Source organism: Paenibacillus phytohabitans, assembly GCF_013141775.1.
In the GTDB taxonomy this organism is placed as follows: Bacteria; Bacillota; Bacilli; order Paenibacillales; family Paenibacillaceae; genus Paenibacillus_AQ; species Paenibacillus_AQ phytohabitans.
This window is the reverse complement of sequence record NZ_WHOB01000068.1, coordinates 1-12,748: the sequence shown is the minus strand read 5'-3', so window position 1 is coordinate 12,748 and position 12,748 is coordinate 1. Positions and strand designations below refer to the sequence as shown.

The 12,748-nt window shown below is 52.0% G+C and carries 8 protein-coding genes; 5 read left to right on the top strand and 3 right to left on the bottom strand.

Annotated elements, in window-relative coordinates; translation table 11 throughout:
- Nucleotides 1–529: 529 nt before the first annotated feature.
- Both GC101_RS22690 and GC101_RS22685 read right to left on the bottom strand, forming a co-directional pair.
- Nucleotides 530–1,546 (bottom strand): LLM class flavin-dependent oxidoreductase, encoded by a 1,017-nt coding sequence (locus GC101_RS22690; protein WP_171719127.1) that lies wholly within the window; start codon nt 1,544–1,546, stop codon nt 530–532.
- Between the two features lie 525 nt (nt 1,547–2,071).
- The gene (locus GC101_RS22685) at nt 2,072–2,230 is read right to left on the bottom strand and encodes a hypothetical protein (RefSeq protein WP_160311834.1); all 159 of its coding nucleotides are present in this window, start codon (nt 2,228–2,230) and stop codon (nt 2,072–2,074) included.
- An 868-nt stretch (nt 2,231–3,098) separates the two neighbouring features.
- Between GC101_RS22685 and GC101_RS22680 the strand changes: the two genes are divergently transcribed.
- From GC101_RS22680 to pgmB, 5 genes are all read left to right on the top strand, one after another.
- A complete protein-coding gene (locus GC101_RS22680) occupies nt 3,099–4,103 on the top strand; it encodes a LacI family DNA-binding transcriptional regulator (protein WP_171719126.1) in 1,005 nt (334 codons plus the stop codon).
- A 435-nt stretch (nt 4,104–4,538) separates the two neighbouring features.
- On the top strand, nt 4,539–5,969 hold the full coding sequence (locus GC101_RS22675; RefSeq protein WP_171719125.1) for an ABC transporter substrate-binding protein: 1,431 nt from the start codon (nt 4,539–4,541) through the stop codon (nt 5,967–5,969).
- A gap of 239 nt (nt 5,970–6,208) precedes the next feature.
- Nucleotides 6,209–7,324: a carbohydrate ABC transporter permease gene (locus GC101_RS22670; RefSeq protein ID WP_171719124.1), complete on the top strand. Its 1,116-nt coding sequence runs from the start codon at nt 6,209–6,211 to the stop codon at nt 7,322–7,324.
- Nucleotides 7,324–8,415 (top strand): carbohydrate ABC transporter permease, encoded by a 1,092-nt coding sequence (locus GC101_RS22665; protein WP_039304866.1) that lies wholly within the window; start codon nt 7,324–7,326, stop codon nt 8,413–8,415. The genes GC101_RS22670 and GC101_RS22665 overlap by 1 nt, the downstream gene beginning before the upstream one ends.
- A gap of 26 nt (nt 8,416–8,441) precedes the next feature.
- Nucleotides 8,442–11,564, top strand: a complete 3,123-nt coding sequence (pgmB, locus tag GC101_RS22660; RefSeq protein WP_343049810.1) for a beta-phosphoglucomutase — start codon at nt 8,442–8,444, stop codon at nt 11,562–11,564.
- 279 nt (nt 11,565–11,843) lie between these two features.
- Here the strand turns inward: pgmB and GC101_RS22655 are convergent, their stop codons facing one another.
- Nucleotides 11,844–12,299: a DinB family protein gene (locus GC101_RS22655; protein ID WP_171719123.1), complete on the bottom strand. Its 456-nt coding sequence runs from the start codon at nt 12,297–12,299 to the stop codon at nt 11,844–11,846.
- Nucleotides 12,300–12,748: the final 449 nt, after the last annotated feature.

Here is a 12,748-nt window from a genome sequence, read left to right as displayed (position 1 = left end):
CTGGGAAGTCATCTTTACTCTATTTCTAGTTCACTCGTCCGCTTACAACCCGTATTTCCTAGCCTATAACCGCCTAATTCTGCAGTTTCCAGCCATGATTCGCCGCAATTCATGCTTATTACGCATGTTATGTCGAATAAAGTGGTTTTATATAGAACCACTACGAAACAGGTCGATAGTACCCGATAGAACGAACCCGAAGAATGCAATTATGCATTTGTTCGTTATAACGAATAACTACAGTATAATCAAATTTAAAGATAAATAAAAACATTGAAATCGGTCTAAATGAGGTATAAATGGAGGTTTAATTCACATTATAATTTGTTTTCTACAGTTTACTGCTGTTCACTCATTATTTCTCCGTATATTACTAAATACGTAGTATTTTATAGAGAACGGATCATTGTTAATCTGTAAATGAAGAGACTAGCGGTGTTTCTTGCATACAAATAGCCCATTTAAGCTACAGGCACGGATCTCTCCGTGTGTAGTTAAATGGGCCGGGTATTTGATGGGCGGTATCGGTTTATTGCTCCTGCAGCAGCTCGGATACCAGCTTATAAGAGTGCAGGCGTGCGGAGTGATCATAAATCTGTGATGCAATAATCCACTCGTCGGCAGCCGTCTCCTCGAGAATCTCCAGCAGCCGTTCTTTGATTAGCGAAGGATCGCCGGCAATGGAATATTGTTGTTTGCTTAGCAGCATGGCTTTCTCCTGCGGTGTCCAGATTCCATCCAGGCTGTCCACCGGAGGCTGGAGCTTGCCGGTACGGCCGCGGATGATATTCAGGAATTGCTGCTGCTGTGAGGTAGCCAGTCTGCGCGCTTCCTCCACCGTATCTGCGGCGGTTATTCCCAGTCCGATCATGACATGGGGCTTATCGAGCACAGCGGAAGGCTTGAAGCTGCTGCGGTACAAATGCAGTGCCGGCAGCAGGTAATCCGGTGCAAAGTGGCTGGCAAAAGCAAACGGCAGACCGAGCTGGCCCGCAAGCTGGGCACTGAAGCCGCTGGAGCCAAGCAGCCAGATCGGAATATTCAGTCCTTCGCCGGGAACGGCGCGTACACCTAGCGGGCGGCCGCCCGCCCCGTTAGCGTCGAAATAAGCCCGGAGCTCGCTGAGCTGCTCGGGGAATTCGCTGCCGTCGCTGCCAAGACCACGGCGCAGCGCTCTGGCAGCCGCCTGGTCGGAGCCGGGGGCCCGGCCGAGGCCAAGATCGATGCGTCCGGGATATAAGGACTCCAGCGTGCCGAACTGCTCGGCGATAACAAGCGGTGCATGGTTGGAGAGCATGATGCCTCCCGAGCCTACGCGGATACGCTTGGTTCCTCCAGCTACATGTCCAATCACAAGGGACGTGGCAGAGCTGGCAATGCCGGGCATATTATGATGCTCCGCCAGCCAGTAACGGTGGTATCCCCATTCTTCGGCATGACGTGCTAAATCAAGTGTGTTATGAAATGAATCCGCCGCTGTTCCGCCCTCGCGAATAGGGGCTAAATCCAGCACGGAGAACGGAATGTCGTGCAATTGCTTCACCATAATCCCTCCTATAATAGATGCTTCAGCATCAGTAAGCAGTATTTGCAGCTATAGATTGATCTACCCGCCAATTATAACATGAAATAATATTATTTACACACTTTAAGTAAGCGGTGTGGAGGAAGAGGGGATATTACGGATGGAGGGATATTACGGATGGAGGGATTTGCAGATGGAGGGATATTACGGATGGAGGGATATTGCAGATGAAGGGATATTACGGATGAAGGGATATTACGGATGAAAGGATATTGCAGATGAAGAATCTATATCGTTTGATCCGGTATTCTTCCGGATCAGTAACGGATTAGTACCGGATCAGCACCGGGCTCATTGCTTGATCTGCAGGCTGGCTGCGACGGCCCCTTATCCTAAGCATTGTCTAGACTGAACTCAAGATTTCACCATAAAACTCCAACATAAACTCCAACATAAGTTCCAACATAAAACCAATCCTAACTAAGCCTTTATTCTGTGATTATTTGAACTTCTAGGCGGCTACCGTTGACACAGGAATCTCCCGATTTAATCCGCCTCCGTGGCAGAGATCCAGTAACTTATTAAAAAATCCTGCACCAAATACAACATTTCTCCTCTCCTATCGGTCCTAATCCAAAATTGTTGTACAAAAGGCAACATTTCACCTTGTTCAAGCGGCTCAGCAGGATTATTGTTGTATTTCATACAACAATACGCCCGATCACCTGGCTATCCATCAATCAAAGTTGTAAAACGTACAACATTTATGTCTGCAGTGTCTAAAGTGTCTGCAGTTCTGCAGTGTCTGTAGCGTCTACAGTGTCTGCAGTTCTGCAGTGTCTAAAGTAGCTAAAGTAGCTAAAGTAGCTAAAGTAGCTTAAGTGCTTCCTAAGAAGTCTCCACTCTACCGCAGAAGTCTCCACTCTGCCGCCGGAGAATCATGTAAGGCATTGACGTGCTCCGCCAGTTCCGCAGTGACTGACCGGTAATTTGAATGGTTGTTGTCTTAAGTGCGGTTTATCTAACTGCATTTTGTGCGACTAAAGCGAACACTCATTGCGGTGCGGCATTCCACACTCGCTACTCTCAACAGATAAGCAGGCGTTGTTCAGCAAGTTAGATCCATATACATAAGTTCACTCCATATAGGTACAGCGATTAATGTGCTATAGCTACATATGTTCTTCAGAGTTAGGGAGTAAGGGACAGCAGTGAATTGAGAAGCTTTTCAGATGGACGGGAGTGATTAAAAAATGGGCGTTGTCCAATAGCCAAACAGGCATAATCCGCAACCGGTGAACAGCATAACGGGAATTAATCATCAGAAAAGCCTCCCATGTGAAGTTTAATGTAAGCGCATAACAAAGATCTTGCCAATTTACGGGAGCCTTGCTATAATCGCTTTGAAAAGCTTTTCTAAATAGAAACGGCTACGCTGTGCTTCAGGAAAGCCGATGCCTCCGGAGCAGCGATAGTACATATCGGCTCAGGTATCCGTTTCAGCGAGAAAGATAAGGAACATTTATTGCGTAAGCATATAAACTCTTATCTTTATAAAAAGGAAGTCAGAGCTATGAAGCCAACAATCAGAGATGTAGCCAAGATGGCCGGTGTATCCATCAGCACGGTTTCCCGTGTAATGAATGCGCCGGACACGGTAGTTGAGAGTAAACGCAGCCGGGTGATGGAAGCCATAGAAGCGCTGAAGTATCAGCCTAATGCGTTTGCGCGCGGTTTGATTTACAAGAAATCTTTTACACTGGGCCTGCTTATTCCCGATATTGAGAACCTGTATTTCGCAGGGGTGATCCGGGGGATGCAGGATGCCTGCATTAAGCTCGGCTACAGTCTGATGATCTGCAATACAGACCGTGACAAGGAGCGGACGCTGTCTTATATCGATACCTTCCATGAGAAGCAGGTGGACGGAGTCGTGTTCGCCAGTGATGTGCTGTACCCGGAGTATTATGAGAAGCTGGTAGGCTGCAGAATTCCGTTCGTGCTGGTCTCTTCCCATTCCGATGAGTATGAGGTGGCTTCGGTGGAGGTCGATGATGAGAAGGCAGCGTATGATGCGGTGAAATTCCTGATTGAGCTGGGTCACCAGGAGATCGGAATGATCGGCTTCAATCATGATAACTCGGTGTCCGGGCCGCCGCGTGTTGCCGGATTCGTCAGAGCGCTCAAGGAATTCGGTCTGGAACGCAATGTGGAGAAGGTCAAATACGCCAATCACCGCTTTGAACAGGCGTATCAGGCATCGCATGAGCTGTTCAGTGACTATCCGGAGCTGACTGCTGTATTCTGTGTAGCCGATGAGTTCGCCATGGGAACGATCTCTTATCTGAAGGACCGCAATATTCTGGTGCCGGGTCAGGTGTCGGTAATCGGTTTCGACAATCTGCGGATGTCCGGCATGTTCATTCCGAAGCTGACAACGATCGCACAGCCGATTTATCAGCTGGGTTACCGGGCTGCGGAGAAGCTGCATGAGTTATTAACGACCGGCTCTGTGGCTGTCATGAAAGAAAAGATGGAGCATAAGCTGGTTGTAAGAGAATCCTCGCGTGAGAAATGAAACCTGCTTGCGGGCAGGATTGAAGCGCTGCTGCCTGGGTTGTGGAGGGGCAGAGCGGTCTCTTTATCTAAATTTGAAAAGCTTTTCACAGGGGTTCAGCAGATTAATGTAAGTTAATATGGTTAGTTTACACGGAAATCCGCTAGAAATACGGTTTCCAGAGGTAGACATGTGCAGGAATATCACAAATTAAGAATAAAACGCAGGAAAAGATGAATTTACAGTATTGGAAACGCATTCAGTATGTGATATTATGTAAATGTAAGCGCTATATCGATGTTGCTGACTCAGGAATCTCTGACATTAAACTGTACAAATTATCATACTCTGAAAAGCTTTGCAAGGAGGTGATACAGTGCTCAGCCGGTAGCCATTCCGGGAATTAAGCTGACCTAATGCAGTCTCTAAAAACAATTAAAGGGGATGTATGAAACAATGAAGAAAGCTCCAGGACGTAAACTGTCACTCGCTATGGTGCTGTGTTTATCCTTCACCATGATGCTCAGCGGATGCGGCGGGAATAACAATAATGCGGCACCGACGGCAGCCCCGGCGGCAACAGAAGCTCCAGCAGCAACAGCAGCAGATAACAACCAGGAATCGACAAATAATGCGGAGGCTACAGCTGACGGCAGCCCGCTGGACTTAGCGATGAAAGGTGAATATAAAGGGACTAAGGTAACGATGTTCGGCCCGTTTGTGGACGCCGACCAGGTGAAATTTGAGAGCAGCATCAAAGAGTTTGAAGAAAAAACCGGCATTGATATTCAATATGAAGGCTCCAAGGAATTCGAAGCTACGATTAATATCCGTGTCGACGGCGGCAATGCTCCGGATATCGCTGACTTCCCGCAGCCGGGCCTCCTGGCTTCCATTGCGAAGACCGGAAAGGTAGTCGATCTGACCGGGGTGCTGGATCAGGAGAAGCTGACAGCCAATTACAATAAGAGCTGGCTGGATATGTCCACCATGGACGGTAAAGACGGCAAGATTATGGCCGGGATCTGGAACCGCAGCAATGTGAAGAGTCTGGTCTGGTATCCGAAGAAGCAATTCGATGATGCCGGATACACGGTTCCGCAGACTTGGGATGAGATGATGGCGCTGACAGAGCAAATTGCCAAAGACGGTGATCCTGCCTGGGCTATCGGTATTGAGAGCGGCGCGGCTACCGGCTGGGCAGCCACCGACTGGGTAGAGAACATTATGCTGCGTACCACAACTCCTGAGAACTATGACAAGTGGGTAGCTGGAGAACTGCCGTTCACTTCTCCTGAAGTGAAGAATGCAGTAGATGTGATGTCCAAAATCTGGCTGAACAAGGATTATGTATACGGCGGCGCTAAATCCATCGTAACCACGGCTTTCGGGGATGCTCCGAAACCAATGTTCGAGAATCCTCCCAAAGCCTGGTTCAACCTGATGGGGAACTTCATTACGAGCTTCTTCCCGGAAACCGCCAAGGTTGATGTAGATTATGACTGGTTCTACCTCCCGCCGATTGATGAGCAATACGGCAAGCCGGTTCTTGTAGCAGGCGATATCTACGCGATGTTCAATGACCGTCCTGAAGTACGTGCAGTCATGGAATTCTTCACTACCGGTGAATCGATCAAGAGCTGGGTACAATCCGGCGGCGTAGTGGCGCCAATGAATGATGCCCCGCTGGACTGGTACCAGTCCGAATCGGACCGCCGGATGGCGCAGCTGGTGCAGGATGCTTCAACCCTGCGGTTTGACGGCTCTGACCTGATGCCGGGCAAGGTGGGTGCAGGCACGTTCTGGAAGGGCATGACTGACTATGTGAGCGGAACGGCTACTCTGGATCAGGCGCTGGAGCAGATCCAGTCCGGCTGGAACAACTAAGGAGCGTGTGAGCGGGACTTAGGGGGACGCAATTGATGAAGAGGGGCAGGGCAGCAGTGATGAATCCTGCCCCTCTTTTTCTTGAAATATAAGAATTTATATGTTTCACACCATAATTTATCCTTCTATTTCTCGCTGAAACGATACCGTCCTTATAAGGACGGCAAAGCCGTTTCCACTTGTTAAAGAATGCTTATGTAGAGAGTTTTGCTGCGCAAAACTTATTAGGAGGAACTGATATGGATGCACAAATAAAGCCGGAGGCCAGTGCCCCAGGTACGCAGGCCAAGCAGAGAATCAGCGGCCGGGCGGTGCTTTTATCGCTGGGGGTGCTGCTCGCTAACATTGTGATCAACGGGCTGATCTTCTTGTTTTTCCGCGATTCTACGCTTAATCCGCTGCTAACTGCGGTGCTTGCCGTGCTGTGGGGCGTACTGGGTGTATATCTGATCTATTACACTCTGACCTGGGCGGTTGAGCAATATCCCGACCGTATCCGCAGGAAAGTGCTGCCCTACGTATTCGTCGGACCCGCGGTTATTATTCTCGGCTGGCTGCTAATCCTGCCTGCGCTGCGGACCCTGTACTTAAGCTTCTTCAATGCTTCTTCGGAGAAGTTCGTCGGACTCAGCAACTATGCTGCAATCTTCAGCGACCATCTGATGGCAACCGCACTGCGCAACAATCTGCTCTGGGTGTTTGTGGGGACGCTGGCCTGTGTATGCTTCGGGCTGCTCATTGCCATCCTTGCCGACCGCAGCAGTTATGAACGTATCGCCAAATCGATTATTTTCATGCCGATGGCCATATCCTTTGTTGCCGCAGGCGTGATCTGGAAGTTTGTCTATTATTATCAGCCGGGCGATGAGCAGATCGGACTGCTGAATGCGATCGTAACCTATTTCGGCGGCGAACCGCAGGCCTGGACGAGTATGCTGCAGCCCTGGAATAATTTCTTCCTCATTATTATCCTGATCTGGATGCAGACGGGGTTTGCCATGGTCATCTTCTCTGCAGCGATCAAAGGTGTTCCTGACGATATTCTGGAAGCCGCACGGGTGGATGGCGCCGGTGAGGTGAAGATTTTTTTCGGTATCATGATTCCGTTTATCTCCTCGACCATTCTGACGGTAACCACAACCATTATTGTCTTTACATTGAAAATATTTGACGTCGTCATGGTGATGACGGGAGGTCAATACGATACAGAAGTAGTAGCGACACAGTTCTACCGGCAATTCTTCATGTACCGCAACTTCGGTTACGGCTCAACACTGGCTATCGTACTCCTGATCGCGGTATTGCCTGTTATTCTTATTAATCTGCGTCAGTTCCGCAAGCAGGGGGGATTCTAATGGTCGGCAAAAAGAAAAGAAAAAGCAGCAAAACCGTTGTTAACCTGATACTGGGCGTCATCTGCTTCATCTGGATTCTGCCGACGTTCGGGCTCTTTGCTTCCTCCTTCCGTCCGGCTGCGGATATTCTGCATACCGGCTGGTGGAAGGTCTTCCCCCATCAGGAATGGAAGGCCGGCGAAACGCTGCAGCTGTCCAAGGATGTCGATCTGCGGCAGCCGATTGAGGTGAACGGCAAAACCTACAGTGATGATCAGCTCAAGGCGGGCGTGAAGGCGGATGACAGCCGCCTGATCTGGGAGAACCGCAGAGCGCGCACGGTCAATATGCAGGAGCAGGGCTGGAAGACTACGCCTGACCTGACGCTTGATAATTATAAGAATGTACTGTCCGGCAAGGAATACAAGCTTAAGGAAGCCGATGGCAGTGAGACGGTGCAGAAGGGCAGCGGTTTATCGCAGGCGTTCTGGAATACGCTGACGATTGCCGTACCGGCTACGGTGATTCCGGTGCTGATCGCCTCTTTTGCCGCATACGCCTTCGCCTGGTTACGCTTCCCTGGACGCAAAACACTGTTCGTCATCATTATCGCGATGCTGGTCATTCCGATACAGGTTGCGCTAATTCCGGTACTGAAGGATTATACGTCGCTGGGGCTCAACGGCAGTTATCTCGGAATCTGGCTGGCGCACACGGCCTTCGGCCTGCCGCTGGTTACGTACTTCATGTATAACTTCATCAGCCAGCTGCCGAAGGATCTGTTTGAATCGGCCTTCATTGACGGCGCCAGCCACTTTACCATTTTCAGCAGACTGATTCTGCCGCTCTCTGTCCCTGCGCTCGCCTCCATCGGAATCTTCCAGTTCCTCTGGGTATGGAATGATTATCTGGTATCGCTGATCTTCATCGGCAACCAGCCGTCGGTGCAGGTGATGTCCATGAAGATCGCCGATCTGGTCGGCTCACGCGGCAATGACTGGCATTTGCTGACTTCGGCTGCATTTATCTCAATGCTGATGCCGCTGGCAATCTTCTTCCTGCTGCAAAAGTATTTCGTCAGAGGTCTGATGGGAGGTTCGGTGAAAGGCTGAGCCCTTCGCTCAGCAGCAGGTGCCGGGTGTACAGGAGTACCGCCATTTCCGGCGGCAATGTAAAGAGCGGAGGTCTGTCCCCCGGAGATCCGATGCGGCGGTCAGAAGAAATTCGCAATCAGGAGGAGAATATAGAGATGAAGATGAAGCCCTATGAACATCCGCCGGCATTATATCCTTACCGCGAGTGGAGTCTCGGTGAGGAACACTACGAGGATGAGTATAATCAGCGGAGCGAGAGCGTATTCGCGCTCGGCAACGGATATATCGGTATGCGCGGTAATTTCGAGGAAGGCTACCATGGCAAGGCGGGCACTTCCGTAGCCGGGAACTATCTGAACGGATTCTATGATTCGGAGCCGATTGTCTATCCCGAAGGGGCCTTCGGGTTCCCTTCCCGGAATCAGGCGATGCTGAATGTGACTGATGCGCGTCTGATCGAACTAAGTATTGAAGGACATGATTTCCGGCTGGACCAAGGGAAGGTGCACCGGTATGAGCGCCGGCTTGATATGCAGAGCGGTATTCTGCACCGGGAGGTGGAGTGGGAATCTCCTGCCGGCCACCGGGTGCTGCTGGAGATCCGCCGGATGGTGTCGCTTGCGCACAAGCATCTGGCCGCAATCGACTATGCAGTGACCGCGCTGAACTTCTCCGGCACGCTGAAGTTTGAATCTGCCGTGGACGGCGAGATCCGGCGGCCGGAGGCCACGGATGATCCGCGGCTGGGCGCAGGCAGTGCCGAGCCCAGCCTGCTGCTGGAGGATACCGGCTACGATGCTGCTGCCCGCAAGCTGTGGATGAAGCAGCGGACACGGCATACGCGGTTTGCGCTGCTGACTGCAGTCAGCCATGCGCTGCAGGCAAAGTCCGGCCGCGAGATGAGCCACCAGCTGATCGGACAGCGGATATCCGTGTGTTATGCCGCAGCGGTGCGCAGCAGTGAGACCGTAAGACTCACCAAATATATAACCTATCACACCTCCAAGGATTACGTGGAGGAGGAGCTGCAGGGCCGGAGTGACAGGGTGCTGGAGATGGCCGGAGAGCTTGGATTCACCGGTCTGGCCGGGGAGCAGCAGGAATATCTGGATACCTTCTGGGCGCATACGGATGTGGAAATCAAGGGCGACCCGGCGCTGCAGCAGGGTATTCGCTTTAATGCTTTTCAGCTGCTGCAATCGGCAGGCCGGGACGGCGCGACCAATATCGGAGCCAAAGGCTTAACCGGAGAAGGCTATGAAGGCCATTATTTCTGGGATACGGAAATGTACATGCTGCCGTTCTTCACCTTCACCCAGCCTGAAGTCAGCCGGGCACTGCTGGAATTCCGCTATGCTACGCTCGGCAAGGCGCGGGAGCGTGCGGCGGTCATGTCCCAGAAGGGGGCGCTGTATCCATGGCGGACAATTGACGGCGAGGAGAACTCCGCCTACTTCCCTGCCGGGACCGCCCAGGCCCATATCAATGCCGATATTGCCTACGGGCTGAAGCAATACGTGCTGGCAACGGGCGACACGGAATTTCTGGTTGCCCAAGGGGCAGAGATTCTGTTTGAGACCTCGCGCTTCTGGGCCGATCTCGGTCACTACAACCCCGCGCGCGGAGGTGCCTTCTGCATTGATGCTGTGACTGGACCGGACGAATATACGGCGATTGTGAATAACAATGCCTACACCAATCTCATGGTTCAGGACCAATTCATGTATGCCTATGAGACCGCCCTGCTTCTGCAGGAGGAATATCCTGCTGACTATGAGCGCCTGCGGCGGGCCATAGGGTTATCCATGGAAGAAGCTGAGGGCTGGAGGGAAGCCGCCGGAAGGATGTTCATTCCTTTTGACGATAATCTTGGCATTTATGCCCAGGATGATACGTTTCTGACGAAGCAGAAATGGGATTTCGAGAACACCCCGGCTGATAAATATCCGCTGCTGCTGAATTATCATCCGCTGGTAATCTACCGCCACCAGGTGCTGAAACAGGCGGATCTCGTGATGGCTATGTTCCTGCTCGGGAACAAGTTCAGCCTGGCGGATAAAATCCGCAACTATCATTATTATGAGCCGCTTACCACCCACGACTCCTCCTTGTCGCCTTGTATTCACAGCATCATGTCTGCTGAGATCGGCGATTTAACCGGGGCATATGCCTACTTCGACCGCACCGTGCGGATGGATCTTGATGACATTAACCGCAACGTCAAGGACGGGCTGCATATGGCAGCGATGGCCGGCTCGTGGATGTCGATCGTGAACGGTTTTGGAGGGTTGCGGCTGTATGAAGGTCAGCTGAGCTTTGATCCGGCCCTGCCGGAGCAGTGGGAGAGCTACCGCTTCAAGATCACCGTGCGCGGGCAGCTCCTGGATATATTCGTTGATCGTGAGGATGCCGTATATACGCTGCTGGCCGGCACGGGTCTTAAGATCCGGCATAAGGATCAGCTGCTGCAGCTGCTTCCGCAGGAGCCGGTGAAGATTTCGCTTGCGGGCCGGCTTCAGGCGGTAATCTTCGATCTGGACGGCGTCATTACCGATTCAGCTGAATATCATTATCTGGCCTGGCAGGCACTCGCCGATGAGCTGGGTATTCCCTTCAGCCGCGAGAAGAATGAACGGCTGAAAGGGGTCAGCCGGATGGAATCGCTGGAGATCATGCTTACGGGCAGCGGACTTGCGCTGCTGCCTGAAGCCGAGAAGCTCCGGCTGGCGGAGAAGAAGAACGATCATTACAAGGGGATGATCGGCCGTATCACCCCGGCTGACCTGCTGCCGGGGATTCCTGAGCTGCTGGATTCCCTGCGTGAGCGGGGGATCTCTGCAGGGCTGGCCTCGGCCAGCCTAAATGCGCCGCAGATTCTGGAGCGCCTCGGCGCAGCCCATTGGTTCCAGGCGGTCGCCGACCCGGCTGCGCTCCGGAAGGGCAAGCCCGACCCGGAGATCTTCCTCAAGGCGGCGGAGCTGCTTGGGGCCGCGCCGGGCAACTGCATCGGCGTGGAGGATGCGGCCGCAGGGGTCGCCGCGATCAAGGCGGCGGGCATGAAGGCCGTAGGCATTGGCAGCGCGGCGCAGCTGGGCGCGGCTGACCTGCTGCTGCCGTCTACCTCGGCGCTGGATGCCGGGAAGCTGCTGGAGCTGTGCGCGAGATAAGTGGCAGATAGGCTTGGCTGCGGTGGTGGAAAGGATGGAAGTACGGCAAGAAAAGGGGGCGTAGTATGCTGTAGTGCTCCGCTTTGCATTTAAGTGAGATATTAGACGCCCGTGTTCTCCTCAGTAGGTGGGGGAACACGGGCGTCTTTGTTGAAATTCAAGAATGTATAAGGTACACACGATTACTTCTCCTTCTATTTCCCGCTGGAATGGACCGTCCTTATTAAAGGACGGCAAAGCTACTTCTTACTGGTTAGGGTTATTTTTCGCTGGGCTATCTCAGTCCTGGTCCGGGAGCATTTGCCGCAAGTGATGCTTCATGTGATCCACGTAGTCCTCAACCAGCCATTGCAGGGTGACCGTAGTGCCATCATTCCGCAGGAAGAGGAGTGCCAGCTGCTCAGCAGACAGGCGTGAAACTGCGCGCAGGACCGACTGATTCAGGCTGATCCATAGGGTCAGCACTTCTTCATGCGGAGCCGAGGCATACTGCTGGGCAGACATCCATTCATTCTGGTCATAATAAGCCAGCTGCAGGGGCTGCGGTTCGTACTGGACCTTGATAAACCGGGTGAGATTGTTGATCGCCGAATCGCATAAATGTCCAAGTAGTTGCAAACAGGACCATTTGCCTCCCGGACGCGGTGCGGCGGCTTCCTCTGGAGTGAAACGGTTATACGCAGCGGGTACTGCCGCCAGCAGCAGCTGCAGCTCAGCAATCGTAGGCGTTAGCATCGAACCATCCCTGCCTCTCAATTATAAAGTGTGAATAGGATAGGATCAGGAGTCTATCCCTGAATTCAAATATAGAGACTATATAGAGACTATATAGAAACTATTGAGAAACTATTGCTGTATTTCTCTGAACCCGCCGGAAGTGGGCGGAAAGAGTAAAAGAAAGGGATAAATCCCACTAATCCCGCCGGATGTCAGCGGAAGGAGTAAAAGAAAGGGATAAATCCCACTAATCCCGCCGGAAGCGGGTGGAATGGGGAAATGAAGGGGATAAATCCCTCTAATCCCCGCCGAAAGTGGGCGGAAAGGGGAAAAGAAAGGGATAAATCCCTCTAATCCCGCCGAAAGTGCAGTACACTTGCACCAAACCTGACATGAGTAGATATGGAAAAATAACCCTTCACAAACAAATCGGTTCCCCCTAAAGTTGTAGTTACCACAGCCACAAC

Coding starts and splice junctions, on each gene's coding strand:
- GC101_RS22655 (WP_171719123.1), bottom strand. CDS start 12,299: ATGCTAACGCCTACGATTGCTGAGCTGCAGCTGCTGCTGGCGGCAGTA.
- GC101_RS22670 (WP_171719124.1), top strand. CDS start 6,209: ATGGATGCACAAATAAAGCCGGAGGCCAGTGCCCCAGGTACGCAGGCC.
- GC101_RS22685 (WP_160311834.1), bottom strand. CDS start 2,230: ATGAAATACAACAATAATCCTGCTGAGCCGCTTGAACAAGGTGAAATG.
- GC101_RS22665 (WP_039304866.1), top strand. CDS start 7,324: ATGGTCGGCAAAAAGAAAAGAAAAAGCAGCAAAACCGTTGTTAACCTG.
- GC101_RS22680 (WP_171719126.1), top strand. CDS start 3,099: ATGAAGCCAACAATCAGAGATGTAGCCAAGATGGCCGGTGTATCCATC.
- GC101_RS22675 (WP_171719125.1), top strand. CDS start 4,539: ATGAAGAAAGCTCCAGGACGTAAACTGTCACTCGCTATGGTGCTGTGT.
- GC101_RS22690 (WP_171719127.1), bottom strand. CDS start 1,546: ATGGTGAAGCAATTGCACGACATTCCGTTCTCCGTGCTGGATTTAGCC.